Origin of the sequence: Achromobacter sp. ESBL13 (assembly GCF_036668755.1) — a bacterium.
Taxonomy (GTDB): Bacteria; Pseudomonadota; Gammaproteobacteria; order Burkholderiales; family Burkholderiaceae_B; genus Achromobacter.
The window spans coordinates 131,991-152,595 of sequence record NZ_JAZEVT010000007.1 but is presented as its reverse complement, the minus strand read 5'-3'; the positions used below and the strand labels follow the sequence as shown (position 1 = coordinate 152,595).

Genomic DNA, 20,605 nt, shown 5'->3' with positions numbered 1-20,605 from the left:
CACCATGGCCATTCAGTCCGATTCCCTTTCCTCTCGTCCCGACGCGCCCCGCATCGTGGCGCCGCAGCCGGTATCGCCCAACGAGGAATCGATCGAGCGCGCCTTGCGGCCCAAGGCCCTTCAGGAATACGTCGGCCAGCAGCGGGCCCGCGAACAGCTTGAAATCTTCATCGCGGCGGCGCGCAAGCGCGGCGAGGCGCTGGACCACGTGCTGCTGTTCGGCCCCCCCGGCCTGGGCAAGACCACGCTGGCCCACATCATTGCGCACGAAATGGGCGTGCAACTGCGCCAGACGTCCGGCCCCGTGCTGGAACGCCCCGGCGACCTGGCGGCATTGCTGACCAACCTGGAAAAGAACGATGTGCTGTTCATCGATGAAATCCACCGCCTGTCGCCCGTTGTCGAGGAAATCCTCTACCCCGCGCTGGAAGATTTCCAGATCGACATCCTGATCGGCGAAGGCCCGGCCGCGCGCAGCGTCAAGCTGGACCTGCAACCGTTCACACTGGTGGGCGCGACCACGCGGGCCGGCATGTTGACCAACCCGCTGCGTGACCGTTTTGGCATCGTGTCGCGGCTGGAGTTCTACAACGCCACGGACCTGGGCCACATCGTCACCCGCAGCGCCGGTTTGCTGAACGCCGTCATCACGCCCGACGGCGCGGCGGAAGTGGCGCGCCGCGCACGCGGCACGCCTCGTATCGCCAACCGCCTGCTGCGCCGCGTGCGCGACTACGCCGAGGTCAAGGCCAGCGGCACTATCGACGCCGACGTCGCCGGCCGTGCGCTGGCCATGCTGGAAGTCGATCCGCAAGGCCTGGACCTGATGGACCGCAAGCTGCTTGAAGCCATCATCCACAAGTTCGATGGCGGACCGGTCGGCGTGGACAGCCTGGCTGCCGCGATCGGCGAAGAACGCGACACCATCGAAGACGTGATCGAGCCTTACCTGATCCAGCACGGCTACCTGCAACGCACGCCGCGCGGCCGCACCGCCACGCTGTCCACGTGGCGCCATCTGGGCCTGGCCCCACCGGCGGGGGCGGCCACCGGCAGCGGCGACCTGTTCAACAAATAGGCTAGCCGCGTCGGCGGGCGGCGCAATCTGCGTGACGGGTTTATGATCCTGGGGTTTTTCGACATTCCCGCGATCAAAGGACCAGATTTCCATGCTGCCCGAACTGCCTACCTATGATGACGTCGTGCGCGCCAGCGAGCGCCTGGCCGGCAACGCCCACCGCACGCCCGTCCTGACCTCGGCCACGGCCGACGCAATCAGCGGCGCGTCGATCTTCTTCAAGTGCGAGAACTTCCAGCGCATGGGCGCGTTCAAGTTTCGCGGCGGCTTCAACGCCATCGCGCGCCTGACGCCGGAGCAGCGCGCGGCGGGCGTGGTGACGTTTTCGTCGGGCAATCACGCGCAAGCCATCGCGCTGGCTTCCAAGCTGCAAGGCGTGTCGGCCACGATCATCATGCCGCTGGACGCCCCGGCGGCCAAGCGCGCGGCCACCGAAGGCTATGGCGGCAAGATCGTCACCTACGATCGCTACACCGAAGACCGCGAGCAGATCGCGTTGCGCATCCAGGCCGAAACCGGGGCCACGCTGATCCCGCCTTACGACCACGAAGACGTGATCACGGGGCAGGGCACGGCGGCCAAGGAATTGTTCGAGGAAGTGGGCGAACTGGACTATCTGTTCGTGTGTCTGGGCGGCGGTGGCCTGTTGTCGGGGTCGGCGCTGTCGGCATTTGCGCTAAGCCCGCGTTGCCTGGTGTACGGCGTTGAGCCCGAAGCCGGCAATGACGGCCAGCAGTCGTTGCGCAAGGGTGAAATCGTCCGAATTCCCGCGCCCAAGACGCTGGCCGACGGCGCCGCCACTACCCACCTTGGCAACCTGACGTTCCCGCTGATCCAGAAGTATGTGCGCGATATCGTCACCGTGACTGACGCGCAGTTGGTCAGCACCATGAAGTTCTTTGCCGAACGCATGAAGATGGTGGTCGAGCCCACCGGCTGCCTGGCCGCCGCCGCGGTCATGCAAAACGTGGTGCCGGTAGGCGGCGCGCGGGTCGGCGTCATCATCAGCGGTGGCAATGTCGACCTTCCGGTCTACTCCCGGCTGCTGGCTTCCTGACGCGGAAACGGCGGCCCGCCCCCGGGCCGTCGATGCGTGCTTGCGGTTGTTGCCCGTGCAGGGCAGAATCGGATCTCGATCCTGACTCGAACAGGGGCTGCGGCATGCGTATCCTTGTCATCGGCGGCACCGGTTTCATCGGCCGTCACCTGATTGCTCGACTTTCCGCCGACCTGCACCAGATCATCGTGCCCACCCGCCTGCTGGCGCGTGGCAGCGAATTGCAAGTCCTTCCGACCACCACCCTGATCCAGACCGACATCCATGACGATGCCGTGCTGGACCGCCTGGTGCGGGGCTGCGACGCGGTGGTCAATCTTGTCGGCATCTTGCACGGCAACGTCGGCCGGCCTTATGGCTCGGCGTTCGCGCGGGCGCACGTGCACCTGCCGCAGCGCATTGCGCGCGCATGCCAACGTCATGGGGTTCGGCGCCTGTTTCACATGAGCGCGCTGGGGGCGGATTCCCAGGGCGACAGCATGTACCAGCGCTCCAAGGGCGACGGCGAGGCCGCCGTCAAAAGCGAATTCCCATCCGGCAACGATACGGGGTGGACGATTTTCCGGCCCTCGGTCATCTTCGGCCCGGACGACAACTTCACGAATATGTTTGCGTCGCTGGCGCGCTGGCTGCCGGTCTTGCCGCTGGCGGGCGCCAACGCGCGCATGCAGCCGGTGTATGTGGGCGACGTGGTGGTGGCCATGGCCACCGCGCTGAGCGATTCGCAAACCTGTGGCAAGACCTATGAACTGGGCGGCCCGCAGGTTTACACGCTGGGTGAAATTGCGCGTCTGTGCGCGGCCTGGAGCGGCCATCCGCGCCCGGTGGTGCCGGTGCCGATGGGCGTGGGACGCATCCAGGCGCGCCTGTTCGAATGCATGCCCGGCGAACCCCTGATGTCGCGCGACAACCTGGATTCCCTGCGCCGCGACAACGTCTGCGTGGGCCCCATCGCGCCGGAATTGCGCGTGGTGCCGACCGGCCTGGAAGCCGTGGCGCCACGCTATTTGCAGCGTGCGCCTTAGCGCGCCAACGCTTTCAATGCCTGCTTGATGCCGTCGGACACACCCACGCCTTCGGGCAGGGTCTTGAGGGCCGACAGCGATTCCTTCTCTGAATAACCCAGCGCCAGCAGGGCGTTCAAAATGTCCGACTGGTTGTCCGGCGTGGCGTGCGACGACGCGCCGATGTCGGCCCCCAGCTTGCCGCGCATTTCCAGCAGCAGCCGTTCCGCCGTTTTCTTGCCGATGCCGGGCACGCGCGTCAGGCGGCCCGATTCCTGCAAGGTAATGGCCTGCGCCAGGTCAGCCACGGACATTCCCGACAATACGGACAGCGCGGTGCGCGCGCCAATACCGCTGACCTTGATCAGCTGGCGAAACGCGCTGCGCTCGCCCGCGGTGCCGAAGCCATACAGGATGTGCGCGTCTTCACGCACCGTCAGGTGCGTATAAAGCGTGACGCGCGCGCCGGTCTCCGGCAGCGAATACAGCGTGCTCATGGACACGTCGATGTCATACCCCACGCCGCCCACGTCCACGCAGATGGTGGGAGGCAGCTTTTCAATCAGGGTTCCGGTAATGCGTCCGATCATGGTGATGATGGCCTGGTAGCAATGGCGCGCGCGGAATGCGCGGCGAATGCGGGCATTCTATACGCCCGGGCGGGCGGTGCGCTGCGGGCTCAGCCGATCAGGCGGCCATTGCGCAGGCGCGTCTTGCCGCCCATGCGCAAGGCCGTTCCCAGCCGTTCCAGCTTGTCCTGCAACGGGCCGACGTGGGCGTGGCAGATGGCGCAGGCCAGCGCGTCGGCGGAGTCGGGCGCGGGCACGCCGTCCAGGGACAGCAGGTGCTGCACCATCATCTGCACCTGCTCCTTGGCGGCGCGGCCGGTGCCGACCACGGCCTTCTTGATCTGCAAGGCCGTGTATTCATGCACCGCCAGCGAACTGTCGGCCAGCGCGCACAACGCGGCGCCACGGGCCTGGCCCAGCAGCAGGGTGGACGCGGGATTGGTGTTCAGGAAAACGATTTCAAGCGCCGCGACATCGGGTTGCGTGTCGCGCGCGACCTCGCGCAGATTGTCCAGGATGACTTTCAGGCGCTCGGCCAGCGTCAGCGCCGGCGGGACCACGATGGTCCCGCTGGCGACATAGCGCAGCCGCGAGCCCTCGGCATCGATCACACCGAAGCCGGTGCGGCGCAAGCCCGGATCGATGCCCAGGACGCGCATCAGTGGCGGAAGTGGCGGGTGCCGGTCAGCACCATGGCGATGCCGTGCTCGTCGGCCGCGGCGATGACTTCATCGTCACGCATGCTGCCGCCCGGCTGAATGACGCAGGTTGCGCCCGCCGCCACCACGACGTCCAGGCCGTCGCGGAAGGGGAAGAACGCGTCCGACGCCACGGCCGAGCCTTGCAGCGTCAGGCCGGCGTTTTCGGCTTTGATCGAGGCAATGCGGGCCGAGTCGATGCGGCTCATCTGGCCGGCGCCCACGCCCAGCGTCATGCCGCCGCCCACGAATACGATGGCGTTGGACTTGACGTACTTGGCGACCTTCCAGGCGAAAGCCAGGTCGTTCATTTCCTGTTCGGTGGGCTGGCGCTTGCTGACCACTTTGAGTGCATCGCGCGGCACGTTGTAGGCGTCCGGGGTCTGCACCAGCCAGCCGCCGCCCACGCGCTTGATGTCGAACGCGTTGTGGCCAACGCCCATCGGCACTTCCAGCACGCGCACGTTCTTCTTGGCGGCCAGGATGGCCAGCGCGGCGCCATCGTAGGCGGGCGCCAGCAGTACTTCCATGAACTGGCCGCTGACGGCTTCGGCCGTGGCCGCGTCCACCGGACGGTTAAAGGCGATGATGCCGCCGAAGGCCGACGTCGGGTCGGTCTTGAAGGCTTGCTGATAGGCGCCCAGCGTGTCGGCCGCCACGGCCACCCCGCACGGGTTGGCGTGCTTGACGATGACGCAGGCGGGCACGTCGAAGCTGCGCGCGCATTCCCACGCGGCGTCGGCGTCGGCGATGTTGTTGTAGGACAGTTCCTTGCCCTGCAACTGGCGGTAATTGCCCAGCAAGCCGGCCGGACGCTGCGCATCGACGTAGAACGCGGCGGTCTGGTGGGGATTTTCGCCGTAGCGCAGCGCCTGTTCCTGCTTGACCTGCAAGGTCAGCGTGCCGGGCCATTCGTTACGGGCGGGCACCGCTTCCTGGGCCGGTTCGGCTTCGGTCAGGCTGGTCAGGTAGGCGGCGATGGCGCCGTCGTAGGCCGCCGTGTGGGCGTAGACCTTCGAGGCCAGCGCCAGGCGCAGGCCGTAGGACGTGCTGCCGGTCTTGTCCATTTCGGCCAGCACGCGCGAATAGTCGACCGGGTCGATCACGACCGTCACGCCGCCTGCTTCGGTGCCATGGTTCTTGGCCGCCGCGCGCAGCATCGCCGGGCCGCCGATGTCGATGTTCTCGACCGCGTCCGCGAACGTGCAATCGGGCTTGGCCACGGTTTCACGGAACGGATACAGGTTCACCACCAGCATGTCGATGCGGTCGATGCCCGCCGCCTTGATGGTGTCCATGTGCTCGGCGCTGTCGCGACGGGCCAGCAGGCCGCCGTGAATCTTGGGGTGCAGCGTCTTGACGCGGCCATCCAGGATTTCCGGCGAACCCGTGTGGGCGGCCACTTCGGTGACGGTCAGGCCGGAGTCGGCCAGCAGCTTGGCGGTGCCGCCGGTCGACAGCAGGCGCACGCCACGCGCGGCCAGGGCGCGGGCAAATTCAACGATGCCGGTCTTGTCGGACACCGAAAGCAGGGCGGTTTCGATTTTCATGGTGGGGGACGGGAGTCGGGCGGTGGGCCTTTCTCGTTCAGGTCGGGATGGGAATCTGCGAAGGAAAGGACGGTGGCCCGCCGGGGGCCGTCCTTCTTGGAAAAGCTATACCTGGATATTGTGCGCCAGCAATTTCTTGCGCAGGGTGTTGCGGGTGATGCCCAGCATTTCGGATGCGCGCGACTGGTTGCCGCCCGACCGCTCCAGCGCCACTTCAAGCACCGGGCGTTCCACGCAGCGCATCACCATGTCCCACATATCGTGGGGCTCGGATTCACCCAAGTCTTCGAAATAGCGCTCCAGGCTGGCGCGCACGCATTCTTCCAGGACATCTTTCTTGCTCATTTGAGTACAGATATTTTTATGTTGGTGTTGAGGCGGTTATGCCGCCAGCAGGGCTTCTGCGACCGGCGCCGGATGGGGCTCTCCGTCGCGCGAGAGGGTATCGAACCAATCCGACACCGCCCGCCACTGGTCGCGGGTATTGTCGATCAGGTTCATGTGGGCGCAGAACGAATCCGCCCCCGGCAGGCCGTCCAGATACCAGCCGATATGCTTGCGCGCCGTGCGTACGCCGGTGTGCTCGCCATAGAACCGGTAATGGTCGTCGAGATGTTCAAGCAACAGCTCGCGCATTTCCCCATAGGAGGGAGGGGCCAGTGACTCGCCCGTGCGCAAATAGTGATCGATTTCGCGGAAGATCCAGGGACGGCCTTGTGCCGCCCGGCCAATCATGACCGCGTCGGCGCCAGTGTAATCCAGGACGTGCTTGGCTTTTTCAGGCGAGTCGATATCCCCGTTTGCGATCACGGGGATGGTCAGCTCGGCCTTGACGGCGCGGATAGTGTCATATTCCGCCTCGCCCGTATAGAGGTCGGCGCGGGTGCGGCCGTGCAGCGTCAGCGCCGCGATGCCGGCATTTTCGGCCAGCTTGGCCACCCGCAGGGCGTTGCGGCTGTTGCGGTCCCAGCCGGTGCGGGTCTTGAGCGTGACCGGCACGCCCAGCGGTGCGCAGGCCGAGACCACGGCGTCCAGGATGCGGACGATCAGGTCTTCGTGGCGCAGCAGCGCCGAGCCGGACGCCACGTTGCACACTTTCTTTACCGGGCAACCCATGTTGATGTCGATGATGCGCGCCCCCTTGCCGGCGTTGAAAACGGCGGCCTCGGCCATCATGGCCGGGTCCGCGCCCGCGATCTGGACCGAAATAGGGGCGATTTCGCCATCATGATTCAGCCGCCGGGACGTCTTGACGCTGTCCCATAGCTTGGGGTTGCTGGCGGCCATCTCGGACACGGCGTAGCCCGCCCCCAACTTCTTGCAAAGTTGTCGGAACGGGCGGTCCGTCACGCCCGCCATGGGCGCGACAAGAACGTTGTTGGGAAGGGTCCATTGGCCTATGCGCATGGTCACATTTTAACCGGCTCGAATCGGACCCCTGTTTTCAAAGGCCGACAGCTTGGTAACAAGCGGCGCGGTTCAGGCGCGAAAGCCCTGCAACAAGTGCTGGGCCAAGGGCGCGCGCAGGGGCGAAGCCAGGTCCATGCCCAGCAACGCCAGCCCGCAGGCGTGTTCGACGGGTGCCAGCCCCGTGGCGAAGACGCGCGGCATCAAATCGGTCAGGCCGGCGGTAATGAAACGGTCGACATGCCGCGCCTGTGCGAATTCGGCCAGGCGCGAGGACGGGCTGGATGCCGGCTGCGCCAGCCAGCCGGCCAGCGTCTGGGCCAGGCGGGCGGCGTCGCGTAGCCCCAGGTTCAGGCCCTGGCCCGCCACGGGATGCAGCGTCTGCGCGGCGTTGCCGATGGCCACCACGCGCCCTTGCACCTGTGCGCGCCGGGCGGCCAGCGCCAGGGGGAAGACGTGGCGCGGGGACTGGCTCGACAGCCGGCCCAGGCGGTCGCCAAAGGCTTGCGTCAGCGCGACGGAGAACGCGGCGTTATCCATCGCGGCCAGTTCGTTGGCGCGCTCGGGCGCGCTGCACCAGACCACCGAGTAGGCGTCGGGCGTTTGCGGATGGGGCAACAAGGCCAGCGGCCCCTCGGCGGTGAAGCGTTCCCACGCCCAACCCCGGCGCGGCAGGGTGGCATGGGCAGTGGTCAGCACGGCATGCTGGCCGTAATCGCGGCGCAGGTCCGTGGCGCCGGCGCCGTCGGACTGCACGGCCACCTGGCACAGCAGCGTGTTGTCGCCCTGCACGATGCGCACGCCGTCGGCGTCCTGGCGTTCGACCTTGGCGGCGGGGCCGGACAGCACGGTGACGCCACAGGCAGCCACGCGTTCGTCCAGCTTGGCGTGCAAGCCGGCATAGGCCACGACGCTGCCCAGCTGCGGCACGTTGAAATCCGTGTTCTGAATGACCGTGCGACCCAGCCGGCCCCGCTGCGACACATGGATGTTGCGTATGTCGGCCGACCGATCCGGCCACGCCAGCAATGATTCCAGCAACACGCGGCTGCCGTGGTTCATGGCAAGCACGCGTGGGTCGGCGGCGGGAATGGTGGCGGCAATGGTGGCAGGAATGGTGGCGGCGGGCGCTGCCGGGACGCTGCCCGCCAGCAGGGCGATGCGCGACGGGTCCGGCGCGACGCGCGCCAGCATCAGGGCCAGCACGCGGCCCACGGGGCCGGCGCCAAGAATCGCGATATCGAAGGCGGATGCAGTCATGCCGGGATTTTAACCGTCCACTACAATCCGGCACAGCCAGCGCGGCGGGCCGCGCGTAACCCTTACCGGTTGATCGACATGACGCAGGTTCAGGCTTCTTCTTCGGTGTCCGCTGCATCGGTTAGCGGCACCGCATCCGCCACCGCCCGCCGCCCGCGCGGCAAGGTCGCCGTAGGGCTGCTGGCCTGCCTGTTCGGCTGGTTGGGCGCGCATTGGTGGTACTTGGGCCGCCGCTACGCATGGGCGGTAACGCTGCTGGCCATCGTCAGCCTGTTCTGCGCGTTTCACTTCTACCCCGTCTGGTACGACAACCCGGCCTTCTTCCTGTTGTTCATCCCGATGATCGACGGCTTCATTGAAAGCGCCGTGTTCTCGCTGATGTCCGACGAAAAATTCGACCGGCGCTACAACCCCGGCCTGGGCCGACCCACGTCCACGGGTTGGGGCCCGGTGCTGGTGGCCCTGCTGGCTTGCCTGGTGGGCTCGGTGGTATCGATGTTCGCCATCGCGATGGTGGTGGTTTACGTCTGGGTGGCCATGGGCTGGCTGGACGGGCTGGTGCTGTAGCGCGCGGGACGCGGAAGCGCCCCCCGCCGCGCGGCCCTATTCGCGCATCAGCGCTTCGATTTCCGACGCTTGCACCGGCACCCCGCGCGTGATCAGTTCGCAGCCTTCGTCGGTGACCAGCGCATCGTCCTCGGTGCGGATGCCGATGTTCCAGTAGCTTTCCGGCACATCGTCCGAGGGGCGCACGTAGATGCCCGGTTCGATCGTCAGCATCATGCCCCGTTCCAGCGTGCGCCACGGCCGGTCGCCGGACTGGCGCGCGGGGCCGGGTTGGCGGTAGTCGCCCGCGTCATGCACGTCCAGCCCCAGCCAGTGGCCGGTGCGGTGCATGTAGAAGCGGCTGTAGTCGCCCGATTCCAGCACGCCGTCCAGCGACCCTTTCAACAGCTTCAAGTCGATCATGCCCTGGGCCAGCACGCGCAACGCGGCCTCGTGCCCGTCGTTGAAGGTGCGCCCCGGGGCGGTGGCAGCCGCCGCGGCTTCTTGCGCGGCCACGGTCAGGTCGTACAGCGCGCGCTGCGGGCCGCTGTAGCGCCCGTTGACCGGAAAGGTCCGCGTGATGTCGCTGGCGTAGCTGTCGACTTCGCAGCCCGCGTCTATCAGCACCAGGTCGCCGTCGCGCAGCACGGCCTCGCCCGCCGGGTAATGCAGCACACAAGCGTTGGCGCCGGCGGCGACGATGCTGTTGTAGGCCACGGCCTGGGCGCCGTGGCGGCGAAATTCATAGAGCAGTTCCGCTTCCAGTTCGTATTCGTGCATGCCGGGGCGGGCCACGCGCATGGCGCGGGCGTGCGCGCCGGCCGATATCTTGGCGGCGCGTCTCATGGTGGCAATTTCGGCGGCGTCCTTGACCAGCCGCATTTCCGCCAGCAAGGGCCGAATGTCCTGTTGCCGGCTGGGCGGCGTGTGCCCGGCGCGCCCGGCATCGCGCGCGGCGGACAGCCAGCGATGCAGGCGCCCGTCGCGGTGCTTGTCGCCGGCCAGGGGCGCATACAGTGTGGGGTGGTCCAGCATCAGCTTGGGGATCAGTTCGTCCAGCGCATCGATCGGGTGGGCGTCGTCAAAGCCAAAGTAATCGGCGGCCGCCTCGGGGCCGAACCGCTTGCCTTCCCAGATTTCATGTTCGACATGGCGCGGCCGGCAAAACAACAGGGCCCGATCCGTGGCGCCTGCAATCAACACCAGCCACGCCGCCGGCTCGGTGAAACCGGTCAGGTAGAAGAAGTCGCTGTCATGGCGGTACGGGAATTCGGCGTCGCGATTGCGGATCGCCTCGGGGGCGGTGGGCAAGATGGCGATGCCGCCGCCGTCGGCGCGCATCCGTTCTATCAGGCGTTGGCGGCGGGCGGCAAAGGGAGCGATGTCGGCGGGAGGCAGGCTCATGGGCGGGCAGGGGCGCGAGCCCCGCGAAAGGTGAGGGATGCGGCTTACTTTACCCCGCTATCGCGCGCGGACAACAGCACAAACCCAACCGGCGCGGTTCAGGCGGATTTGACTGGACGTCGCGATTTGCGCTGCTACAATCGCGGCTCTGTCATTGGGGAGTAGCCATCCTTTGTCCCCAAAGGAGTTAGCGTCAACAGACTTGGTGGTTCAGTACCGCGTAGCGGTTGCTAGAACTCCATGGCGCTAACGGTTTCCATGCAAGCGGCCCGCCCGCCGCATGGATCAGCCAGGCGAGACCTTTGGCCGCGTAGCGTTCACCCTAGCCGGGCGAGCCGCTGCGTCGCGCCAATTGGTTTCTGCTCGTCCGGCTGCGTTCATATGTTGCTCACCCTGTTCCTGTTTTTCCTGTCCGCGGCAGTGATTTACTTCGCCTGCGAATTCTTCGTCAATGGCGTCGAATGGGTCGGACACCGCTTCCACCTGGGCGCTACCGCCACCGGCACCGTGCTGGCGGCCTTCGGCACGGCCTTGCCTGAAAGCGCGGTCACCTTCATGGCCGTCGTGTTTGGCGACACCCCTGAACAAAAAGACATCGGCGTTGGCGCAGCCATGGGCGGCCCGCTGGTGCTGGCGACCCTGGCGTACGCGGTGGTGGGCATCGCGCTGTGGCGCGCCCGCCGTGGGGGCCAACCGGAAAAAGCCAACTGTATCAACGCGGACCAGCGCCGGCTGGCCCGCGACCAGGCCTGGTTCATGGGCATTTTCATTTTCAAGGTGGGGCTGGGCCTGCTGGCCTTTGCCTGGAAGCCGTGGCTGGGCATTCTGTTCCTGGCCACTTACGGCATGTACGTCAAACGCGAACTGAGCCATGACGAAGAACGCGCCGATTGCGAAGACCTTGAACCGCTTAAGCTGCGGCCGCGCGACACTGATCCATCAATGTTCTGGGCGGCCACGCAGACGATCCTGGCGTTGGTCGTGATTGCCGGCGCATCGCACGTTTTCGTCAACCAGATCGAGCTGCTGGGCGTCGCCATGGGCGCATCCCCGCACGTGGCCGCCTTGTTGCTGGCGCCCGTGGCCACTGAGTTGCCCGAAATCATGAACGCGCTGATCTGGGTGCGGCAGGGGAAGGAACGGCTGGCGCTGGCCAATATTTCGGGCGCGATGATGATCCAGGCCACCATACCCAGCGCGCTCGGTATCTTCATGACGCCGTGGCTGCTGGATGCACCCTTGCTGGCGGCCGGCCTGTTCACGATGCTCTCGATCGGGCTGTTGTGGCTGCGCTTCCGTCGCTCGGTCATGAGCGTGCCCGCGTTGTCGGCGGTGGGTGGTTTTTACGCCCTGTTCGCGGCCTATCTGGGCTGGCATTTCTACGCCTGACACCGGTTGTCCGGAACGAAAAACGCGGCGCACGGCCTCTCAGGCTTGCGCCGCTTTTCTTTTTTACGTCAGTGGTGTCGTTGCACCGCAAAAACCTTGTCCATCAGTGGAAACCCGCGTAAAATCCGTCCGTTATCCATCCCAGGAGCAGTCTTCGTGAATACCGATTCCGGCGAAAGTAGTCGATCTTGCATCGACATCGCTGTCTGACAGGAAACACGCAGAGCTCCATCTGCCGCATCCTGTCATACAGGTTGCGGCGTATCCCAAGCCCAGGGTTCCACCCCAGGCAATAGCGCAAGCCTTCGGCTTGCCGGGAAATTCCCCAACGTAAACCGCCAGAACCGCCGCTAGTCGCAGCGTCAGCGTTCGTGCACGTCTTTTGTGCGCGTCTGCCATGCGCTGCGTGTGGCTGCACGCGTACTCGCGATCACGCTCCCCATTTTCGCAATGGAGGTCGTTATGCGTTTCTTCGACTTGTTCCTACGCCGCGCCGGCGTAGACCGTGCCACCGCCCTGGGCCGCCGTCGCGGCACGTCGCGCTTGACGGTCATTTGCCCGCGCGACGAACTGGGCGCCTTGCGCAAACAGATCTGCCTGGACTTCAGCGCCGCCGGCCTGGATGTCTCGCAAGTGCAGGTCGACCAAGGCCGCGACCCGAACATGGCGTCGGCTTGCATCACCGTCAATTGCCCGCCCGAACTGCGCGCTGAATTGATGTCGCAAGCGCGCCGCCTCAGCGCCAACCCCGCCGTGCGTCACGTGCATTTCGGCGCGCAAGCCGCCGCAATGGCTTCGTAACGCCCACTTGTCCCAGGAGAGATCATGCCTAGTGCCTTAGACCCCGACCCTCGATTGCGCCAAGTGCATGGCGCCGGCATGCCTGTCTGACCTGTCTTCTCGCCCGCGAGCCGACCGGCCGGACAGACTTCCGGCTCCGACGGACTCCGCAGCATTGAATCCCCGGCCTTGCCGCGTCCCACTGACGAACGCGCCCACGGCGCCGGTTTCGATTCCCAGCTAGCTCCCTTTCCGTTTTTGCACTCCGGCGCGATTCACCGCGATCCGGACACCGGCAACATTGCCCCGGTGCCTGCGCACGCCCGCCTGGGCGGACCGACGGCTTTACGTTATGCCGTGGCCCGTTCCTGCCCGCGTGGCCGGCGCCTGGGCGGGAAAGCCGTGTCTCCGACAAGAAATCCAAGAAAAACCGGAGCACTCCGATGTTTACCTTCCTGAAATCCTTCTTTTCGTCGGCCGCCGGCCGCCGCCGCGCAGGCCGTCACTTCCGTCGCACCCCCATACTTGAACAGGGCGCGCAAACCGCCGTTGCGTCGACGCCGTCGGAGGCATCGCGTCGCGCCAACCGCCGCATGCTGGAGCAATCCCGCATGGGGCTGGACGCCTTGTTCACGCTGTTGGCCAGTGGCCGTGGCGGCTTGACCCAGGCCCAGGCCGACGCTGCCCGCGAACGCCACGGCGCCAACGAAGTCGACCACGAAAAGCCGCTGTCCTGGTATTCGCACCTGTGGCTGTCCTATCGCAATCCGTTCAATCTGCTGCTGACGGCGCTGGCCGGCCTGTCATGGCTGACCGACGTGCGGATGGCCGAGGCCGACGACAAGTCGTGGACGGCCGTGGCCATCATCGGTTCCATGGTGGTGATTTCCACTGTGCTGCGCTTCGCCCAGGAACTGCGCTCGAACCGCGCGGCCGAGGCGCTGAAAGCCATGGTGCAGAACACCGCTACCGTGCTGCGCGCGGACGTGCTGACGCCGGAGGCCGCTAACGGCCGGCGCGTGTTCGGCGCCCCGCTGCACGACTCGGGCTCGTATCAGATGGAAGTGCCGCTGGCCGAACTGGTGCCCGGCGACGTGGTGCTGCTTTCGGCCGGAGACATGATCCCCGCCGACTGCCGCATCCTTAACGCCAAAGACCTGTTCATCGCGCAAGCCGCCTTGACAGGCGAATCCCTGCCGGTGGAAAAGCACGCCGCCCAGCGCGAGGAAACCGACAATTCGCTAGAGCTGGAAAACATGGCCTTCATGGGCACCAACGTGGTCAGCGGATCGGGCTGCGCCCTGGTCATCGCCACCGGAGCCAATACCTATTTTGGTCAGCTGGCCGGCCGGGTCACACAGGAAAGCCGCGCGCCGACGCAGTTTCAGCAGGGCATCAACCGTGTCAGCTGGGTGTTGATCCGCTTCATGCTGGTGATGGCGCCCATTGTCTTCGTCATTAACGGTGTCACCAAGGGCGATTGGCTGGAAGCCTTGCTGTTCGCGCTGGCAATCGCCGTGGGCCTGACGCCGGAAATGTTGCCGATGATCGTTACCGCCACGCTGGCCAAGGGCGCGCTGCGCATGTCGCGCCGCAAGGTCGTCGTCAAGCGCCTGGACGCAATCCAGAACCTGGGCGCGATGAACGTGCTGTGCACCGACAAAACGGGCACGCTGACGCAAGACCGCATCGTGCTGGAACGTCACACCGACGTGTATGGATCCAGCAGCGACGATGTGCTGGCCTATGCCTATCTGAACAGCTACTACCAGACCGGCCTGAAAAACCTGCTGGATGTGGCGGTGTTGCAGCATGCCGAGGTCAAGCGCAGCCTGAACCTGGCCGCCAAGTACCGCAAGGTCGATGAGATTCCTTTCGACTTCTCTCGGCGGCGGATGTCCGTTGTCGTGAACGAAACGGAAAACGGCCGCGACCATCACGAATTGATCTGCAAGGGCGCGCTGGAAGAAATGCTGACGGCATGCACGGCGCTGCGCGTGGGCGATTCGGTGTTTCCGCTGACTGACGCGCGGCGCGCGGACATCCGGCGCGTCACGGCCGAGCTGAACCGCGACGGGCTGCGCGTGATTGCCGTGGGCGTCAAGGAAATGCCGCCCACGCAATTGGCCTATGGCGTCACTGACGAGTCCGACCTGGTGCTGGTGGGGTACATCGCCTTTTTGGATCCCCCCAAGGAATCGACGGGCCCGGCGCTGGCGGCGCTGAAGGCTTCCGGCATTGAGGTCAAGGTGCTCACCGGAGACGTGGAGCTGGTCACGCAGAAAGTCTGCCGCGAGGTGGATTTCGAAGTGCGCAACATGTACCTGGGCGCGCAGATCGAAGCCATGGACGATGCGGAACTGGCGGTGGCGGTGCGCGAGGCCAACGTGTTCGCCCGGCTGACTCCCGCGCACAAGGAACGTATCGTGCGCAGCCTGCGCGCACAGGGCGATACGGTCGGCTTCATGGGCGACGGCATCAACGACGCCCCGGCCCTGCGCGCCGCCGACGTCGGTATTTCCGTGGATTCCGCGGTGGATATCTCGAAGGAAGCCGCCGACATCATCTTGCTGGAAAAGAGCCTGATGGTGCTGGAGGACGGCGTGATCGAAGGCCGCAAGACCTTCTGCAACATGCTCAAGTACTTGAAGATGACGGCCAGCTCGAACTTCGGCAATGTATTTTCGGTGCTGGTCGCCAGCGCCTTCCTGCCGTTCCTGCCGATGCTGCCCATTCACCTGCTGCTGCAGAATTTGATGTACGACGTATCGCAAACGGCAATTCCCTTTGACAATGTCGACGAGGAATTGCTGAAGAAGCCGCAGCAATGGGATGCGGACGGGCTGGGGCGCTTCATGGTGTTCTTCGGTCCGATCAGCTCGCTGTTCGACATCGCCATGTTCAGCATCATGTGGTTCGTGTTTCACGCTAACGCGCCCGAGCATCAGACGTTGTTCCAGTCCGGCTGGTTCGTCGAGGGCCTGCTGTCGCAGACGCTGATCGTGCACATGATCCGCACGCGCCGCATTCCTTTCCTGCAAAGCCGCGCGTCCTGGCCGTTGATGGCGATGACGGCAATGGTGGTGGTGCTGGGCCTGATGCTGCCGTTTTCGCCGCTGGCCGAGTACTTCCAGCTGCAAGCGCTGCCGTGGGGCTATTTCCCCTGGCTGGTGGGGGTGCTGCTGAGCTACTGCGTGCTGACGCAGTGCCTAAAGGGCATTTGGGTACGCCGTTACGGCTGGCAATAAGGCCGCAATAAGGTCACATCTTGCAGGGCGGGCAACGGTCCCGCCCTGGTAGGAGAAAGCATGAAAAAGATATTCTGCGCGGTCGTCATGGCAGGGGCGCTGACCCTGCCGTGCGCGCCGGTCACGGCGGCCGCCGTCGAGGACTTCGGCCTGCACCTGTACGGCGTGGTCGACGCCGGGGTGGCGGTGACCAGCGTGTCCGGCCAAGGCAGCCGCGCCGGCGTGTTGAACGGCGGGCTGACGGATTCACTTTGGGGCCTGTCGGGCAGCGACGATCTGGGCGGCGGCTGGCGCAGCCGCTTCGGGCTTGAGAGCGGCCTTGATCCGTCCAGCGGCCAGTTGGAAGACGACGGCCGCCTGTTCAACTACGCGGCCTGGGTCGGCTTGGGCAACGATCGCTATGGCGAGGTGCGCCTGGGGCGCCAGCACACCATCGGCCAGATGTTCGGCAACGCGCTGGAAATCGGGTCATGGAAGGACATGGGCATGGGCGCCACATTCAAGGCCTCCGACAACTTCCAGTTCAGCAATATGGTGAACGTGACGTCGGCGGACTGGAACGGCTTTCAGCTTGGCGCGGGCTACTCGTTCGATGCCGACGACCAGAACCGGTTTCGTTCCAACCAGAACACCCGCGCGGTCAGTGCGGGGCTGAAGTACGAAAACGGGCCGTTGCTGGCTGTGGCCACCTGGGATCAATTGCAGCTGGCCGGCGCCGATTCCGTGGCGGGCGGCAAGCGCCCCCGCGCGGTGCAATTGGGGGCCGCTTACGATTTTGAAGTGCTGAAACTCTCATTGGCATGGTCGCGGCAACAAAACGGCTATGTCGGTCTGGACGGCGGCGACCCCGACAACCTGGGGCGGGGCCTGGGCCCGGCCCCATTTGTCCAGGGCGGCGCCATCAATGCCTGGCTGGTGGGCGCCAGCGTGCCGCTCGGCCCGGGCACCGTGCTGGTGCAGTGGTCCCTGGCGCGCCCCAACTGGCAATGGGACAACGGCATGACGGCGCGCAAGGCGCAGGTGGCGACGCTGGGTTATACCTATGCCTTGTCGCCGCGCACGACGCTATACGGCTTTGCCGGGTATGCGTCCAACTACACGCTGGACGACCAGTTCGACCCCGCCCATTCCCACACCACGCGCGTCGGAGCGGGCGTTTCGCATCACTTCTGATCCTGCCGGCCCACCGGACCACGGGCCGGCGCGGTCTACTACAATCAGCCCACAGGCCGGCACGCCCCGCCGGCCCAGTCTTTCCCGATGTCTTTCGGATGGCCCGCATGGATAGTCTTGAATGGCTCATACCCTGGGAGTTCTCTCCCACGTTGGTCGCCTCCTTTGTGGTGGCGATCGTGCTGTTCGTGCGTGGGCAACGCGTTCACCATGTGACGGGCGCACGCCGCTTTTTCTTTTGGCTGGGGCTGGTGCTGCTGTATCTGTCGATGCATACGCGCGTCGACTACTACGCCGAACGGATGTTCTTCATTCACCGCATCCAGCATCTGGTGCTACACCATTTGGGTCCGCTGCTGGTGATGGCGGCATTTCCGGGGCAGGTCATGCGCGCCGGGCTGCCGATGTCCTGGCGCATCCGGTTGCGCGACTTTCTGCGCACGCGCAGCGGCCGGGTCACCGTTGCCGTACTCACGAACAAGATTTTCGTGCCGACGCTGTTCGTCTTCCTGGTGCTGGTCTGGCTGATTCCGTCCGTGCAGTTCTATTCGATGCTGGACTGGCGCCTGTACCGCCTGATGAACTGGTCCGTGGTGATCAGCGGCTTCATGTACTGGAACCTGATCCTGGACCGTCGTCCCGCGCCGCCCGCGGCCATGACGCCGGGCGGACGCGTGATTTCTCCGGTGCTGACCATGTTGCCGCAAATGGTGGCGGGCGCCGTCATCGCCTTCACCGAAAGCGATATCTACCCGTTGTTTGAACTGTGTGGCCGCGCCATCGCGATGTCGGCGCAAACGGACCAGACCATCGGCGGGCTGACGATGTGGATACCGGCCGCGTTGGTCGAGGTAATTGGCTTGATGGTGGCGTTAGGCACCTTGATGCGCTTGTCCGCCAAGGGTCGGTTGCGCAAAGTGGACCGCGATGCGCGCGCCCGGGCCAAGGCCCGCGCGGCGCTTTCGGCCTGAACGTAGTTCGGGCCGGTCGGGGCTTATTCCGGCACCAGTCCGTGATACTTCTTGCCCAGCGCCACGGTGGCTTGGAACATCCCCGCCTTGTTGCCGCAGTCGTAGCGCACGCCGTCAAAACGGTGCGCGAACACCGCGCGCTCGCGCATCAGCGAGGCAATGCCGTCCGTCAGCTGGATTTCGTTGCCGGCGCCCATCTTGGTCGAACGCAGGTGGTCGAAAATGGCGGCTTCCAGCACGTAGCGGCCCACGACGGCCAGCGTCGACGGGGCGGCATCGGGTTCGGGCTTTTCCACAATATGCGTGACGCGTTCCGTGCGCGGATCCAGGTTGGCTTCGCCCGCGCGGGTGGCCACGATGCCGTATTTGCGGGTATCGGCGCGAGGCACGTCCTGCACGCCCAGCACGCTGGCGTTCTGGGCCACGGCCACGTCCACCAATTGCTTCATGGCGGGCGTGTCGGCGTCGATCAGGTCGTCGGCCAGCAACACGGCAAAGGGTTCGTCGCCCACGGCGGGGGCGGCCGACAGCACCGCGTGGCCCAGGCCCAGCGGCGCGGATTGGCGAATGTAGAGGCAATTGACATGCGCGGGTAGAATGCCCCGCACCATGGCAAGCAGTTCGTGCTTGGCTTTACTTTCCAGGTCGGATTCAAGTTCCGGAGCCGAGTCGAAGTGGTCTTCGATGGCGCGCTTATTGCGGCCCGTCACGAAGATCAGGTCGGTGATGCCGGCGGCAACCGCTTCTTCAACGGCGTATTGAATCAATGGCTTGTCGACCACGGGCAGCATTTCCTTGGGCATCGCCTTGGTGGCGGGCAGGAAGCGGGTGCCCATGCCGGCGACAGGGAAAACGGCTTTACGGACGGGACGCATTGAGACCTCGTTGGGAGTATCGATGAAACATTTTAAGCTCATCGCTATCATAGGCTTATGAACCGCAGGAACATGCCATCCATTTGCGCTATTGCGAAACGAAGCGCGATTCTCGCCCTGAGCGCCGCGTTGATCGCCCCCTCCATTCCCGTTGCCGCCTGGGCGCAACCGGTTGGTCTGCCATCCATGGGGGCCGCGTCCGCCGCCGAGCTCTCGCCCATGCTGGAACGCAGCCTGGGCGAGGCCATCATGTCGCAGGGCCGACGTGACCCCACTTATATCGACGATCCCGAACTCAGCCAATACCTGACCACCATGGGCCGCAAGCTGGCGGCCTTTGCGCCTGGCGCCGTGCCCGACGTCGAAATGTTCGGCGTGCGTGACCCCGAAATCAACGCTTTTGCGATGCCGGGTGGATTCATCGGCGTCAATACCGGCCTGATCGTGTCCTCGGGCAGCGAATCGGAACTGGCCGCCGTGCTGGCGCACGAAATCGGCCACGTCGTGCAGCGCCACATCGCGCGCGGCATGACGCAGCAAAGCCAGAACGGCATGGTGATGCTGGCCAGTCTGGCCGGCGCGTTGCTGGCCGCGCTGGCGGGCGGGGGTGGCAACCTGGCGATGGGCGTGGCGGCGTTTGGCCAAGCCGCCGCCATCAACCGCCAGCTGGGCTTTTCACGCGATGCGGAACGCGAGGCCGACCGCGCCGGTTTCCAGATGCTGACCAAGGCCGGGTACGACGCCGAGGGCATGTCCCAGATGTTCTCGCGGCTGATGAATGCGTCGCGCCTGAACGAAGGAGCCGGGGGCGGCTCGTGGGCCAGCACCCACCCTTTGTCCATCGAACGGATGTCCGATGTACAAAACCGGGTGCGGTCATTGCCGGCTTCACGCCATATCGACAGCGACGATTTTTGGTACGTGCGCGCCAAGATGCGCGTGGTGCAGGGGCGCGATGCCGTGAGCCTGCGTTCGGCCGGGCAGCAATTGCAGGACGAGGCGCAAGCGCTGTCGGGGGTGCGGCAGTCGGCCGCCTATTACGGCCTGGCCTTGCAGGCGTTCCAGCGCAACAACCTGTCTGAAGCCGACCGGTACTGGAACCTGGCCACCGCAAACGGGCGAAATTCCGCGCAATTGGCCAAGCTTAGCGTCGACATCGCGCTGGCTCGCAAGGACACCGCGCGCGCGCTGGAATTGGCGCAGGCCGCCACCAAGCGCTGGCCGGACCAGCGGGCGTTGGGCATTGCCTATGCGCAGGCGCTGCAAAGCAACGGCCGCCATGCCGAGGCGCAGGATTACCTGCGCGCCAAGATCAAGCAGTGGGGCAGTGACGAACCCGGCCTGTACCAGATGCTGGCGCAAAGCGAAGAGCGCAACGGCAAGCCCGTGCAGGCGCGCCGCGATCTAGCGCGGTTTTATGTCATGACCGGTGCGTTCGCCGCCGCCGAGTCGCAGCTACAGCAGGCGCGCGGCCTGTCGACCGACTTCTACGAGCAATCGCAGATCGACGTGCAGATCAAGGAAGTCAAAGACAAGCTGGCCGAAGAACGGCAGCTGCTGGAACGCTTCAAATCGGGTTGATGGTGGGGCAAAGGC

The 20,605-nt window shown here is 65.5% G+C and carries 18 protein-coding genes and 1 riboswitch; of the genes, 10 read left to right on the top strand and 8 right to left on the bottom strand.

All coding sequences use genetic code 11. The features are described 5' to 3' along the window. The first annotated feature begins 4 nt into the window (after positions 1-4). The 3 genes from ruvB (at position 5) to V6F88_RS24205 (ending at position 3,160) form a co-directional block, all read left to right on the top strand. On the top strand, positions 5-1,078 hold the full coding sequence (ruvB, locus tag V6F88_RS24215; RefSeq protein ID WP_046803491.1) for a Holliday junction branch migration DNA helicase RuvB: 1,074 nt from the start codon (positions 5-7) through the stop codon (positions 1,076-1,078). Between the two features lie 91 nt (positions 1,079-1,169). Further along, positions 1,170-2,135, top strand: coding sequence for a threo-3-hydroxy-L-aspartate ammonia-lyase (locus tag V6F88_RS24210; protein ID WP_332612761.1), 966 nt, complete (start codon positions 1,170-1,172; stop codon positions 2,133-2,135). A gap of 104 nt (positions 2,136-2,239) precedes the next feature. Then, positions 2,240-3,160 carry a complex I NDUFA9 subunit family protein gene (locus tag V6F88_RS24205; RefSeq protein WP_332612759.1) on the top strand — a complete coding sequence of 307 codons (921 nt, stop codon included), beginning with the start codon at positions 2,240-2,242 and terminating at the stop codon, positions 3,158-3,160. Here V6F88_RS24205 and ruvA read toward each other — a convergent pair. The 6 genes from ruvA to V6F88_RS24175 all read right to left on the bottom strand — a co-directional run bounded on the left by ruvA (position 3,157) and on the right by V6F88_RS24175 (position 8,623). Further along, on the bottom strand, positions 3,157-3,729 hold the full coding sequence (gene ruvA, locus V6F88_RS24200; protein ID WP_046803488.1) for a Holliday junction branch migration protein RuvA: 573 nt from the start codon (positions 3,727-3,729) through the stop codon (positions 3,157-3,159). The two genes, V6F88_RS24205 and ruvA, sit on opposite strands and share 4 nt — an antisense overlap. 89 nt (positions 3,730-3,818) lie before the next feature. Then, a complete protein-coding gene (ruvC, locus tag V6F88_RS24195) occupies positions 3,819-4,367 on the bottom strand; it encodes a crossover junction endodeoxyribonuclease RuvC (RefSeq protein ID WP_046803487.1) in 549 nt (182 codons plus the stop codon). Further along, entirely contained in the window at positions 4,367-5,956 is a 1,590-nt protein-coding gene (purH, locus tag V6F88_RS24190; RefSeq protein ID WP_332612757.1) for a bifunctional phosphoribosylaminoimidazolecarboxamide formyltransferase/IMP cyclohydrolase, read from the bottom strand. The genes ruvC and purH overlap by 1 nt, the downstream gene beginning before the upstream one ends. A 105-nt stretch (positions 5,957-6,061) precedes the next feature. After that, positions 6,062-6,301 (bottom strand): helix-turn-helix domain-containing protein, encoded by a 240-nt coding sequence (locus V6F88_RS24185; RefSeq protein ID WP_006217670.1) that lies wholly within the window; start codon positions 6,299-6,301, stop codon positions 6,062-6,064. Positions 6,302-6,337: 36 nt separating this feature from the next. Further along, positions 6,338-7,363 (bottom strand): tRNA dihydrouridine synthase DusB, encoded by a 1,026-nt coding sequence (dusB, locus tag V6F88_RS24180; protein WP_332612755.1) that lies wholly within the window; start codon positions 7,361-7,363, stop codon positions 6,338-6,340. 72 nt (positions 7,364-7,435) lie between these two features. Next, positions 7,436-8,623 carry a UbiH/UbiF/VisC/COQ6 family ubiquinone biosynthesis hydroxylase gene (locus V6F88_RS24175; RefSeq protein WP_332612754.1) on the bottom strand — a complete coding sequence of 396 codons (1,188 nt, stop codon included), beginning with the start codon at positions 8,621-8,623 and terminating at the stop codon, positions 7,436-7,438. A gap of 78 nt (positions 8,624-8,701) precedes the next feature. Here V6F88_RS24175 and V6F88_RS24170 point away from each other — a divergent pair, with 78 nt between their 5' ends. Further along, positions 8,702-9,190 carry a TM2 domain-containing protein gene (locus V6F88_RS24170; RefSeq protein WP_332612752.1) on the top strand — a complete coding sequence of 163 codons (489 nt, stop codon included), beginning with the start codon at positions 8,702-8,704 and terminating at the stop codon, positions 9,188-9,190. 36 nt (positions 9,191-9,226) lie between these two features. On the opposite strand, the gene V6F88_RS24165 is transcribed toward V6F88_RS24170, so the two are convergent. Further along, positions 9,227-10,573: an aminopeptidase P N-terminal domain-containing protein gene (locus V6F88_RS24165; RefSeq protein ID WP_332612750.1), complete on the bottom strand. Its 1,347-nt coding sequence runs from the start codon at positions 10,571-10,573 to the stop codon at positions 9,227-9,229. 137 nt (positions 10,574-10,710) lie between these two features. Next, a riboswitch (yybP-ykoY riboswitch) is annotated at positions 10,711-10,875 on the top strand. A 79-nt stretch (positions 10,876-10,954) separates the two neighbouring features. On the opposite strand from V6F88_RS24165, the gene V6F88_RS24160 reads away from it, so the two are divergent. The 5 genes from V6F88_RS24160 to V6F88_RS24140 all read left to right on the top strand — a co-directional run bounded on the left by V6F88_RS24160 (position 10,955) and on the right by V6F88_RS24140 (position 18,134). Further along, the gene (locus V6F88_RS24160; RefSeq protein ID WP_332612749.1) at positions 10,955-11,962 is read left to right on the top strand and encodes a sodium:calcium antiporter; all 1,008 of its coding nucleotides are present in this window, start codon (positions 10,955-10,957) and stop codon (positions 11,960-11,962) included. Between the two features lie 462 nt (positions 11,963-12,424). After that, on the top strand, positions 12,425-12,763 hold the full coding sequence (locus tag V6F88_RS24155; RefSeq protein WP_332612747.1) for a hypothetical protein: 339 nt from the start codon (positions 12,425-12,427) through the stop codon (positions 12,761-12,763). 422 nt (positions 12,764-13,185) lie between these two features. Continuing rightward, entirely contained in the window at positions 13,186-15,990 is a 2,805-nt protein-coding gene (mgtA, locus tag V6F88_RS24150; protein ID WP_332612745.1) for a magnesium-translocating P-type ATPase, read from the top strand. A gap of 60 nt (positions 15,991-16,050) precedes the next feature. After that, positions 16,051-17,163 (top strand): porin, encoded by a 1,113-nt coding sequence (locus tag V6F88_RS24145; RefSeq protein WP_332612743.1) that lies wholly within the window; start codon positions 16,051-16,053, stop codon positions 17,161-17,163. 98 nt (positions 17,164-17,261) lie between these two features. After that, on the top strand, positions 17,262-18,134 hold the full coding sequence (locus tag V6F88_RS24140) for a cytochrome c oxidase assembly protein (protein WP_104143544.1): 873 nt from the start codon (positions 17,262-17,264) through the stop codon (positions 18,132-18,134). Between the two features lie 23 nt (positions 18,135-18,157). Here V6F88_RS24140 and galU read toward each other — a convergent pair whose 3' ends face one another. Beyond that, complete coding sequence (gene galU / locus V6F88_RS24135) at positions 18,158-19,009, bottom strand: UTP--glucose-1-phosphate uridylyltransferase GalU (RefSeq protein ID WP_046803479.1); 852 nt, start codon at positions 19,007-19,009, stop codon at positions 18,158-18,160. A 57-nt stretch (positions 19,010-19,066) separates the two neighbouring features. Between galU and V6F88_RS24130 the strand changes: the two genes are divergently transcribed. Further along, positions 19,067-20,590, top strand: a complete 1,524-nt coding sequence (locus V6F88_RS24130) for a M48 family metalloprotease (protein WP_332612742.1) — start codon at positions 19,067-19,069, stop codon at positions 20,588-20,590. Positions 20,591-20,605: the final 15 nt, after the last annotated feature.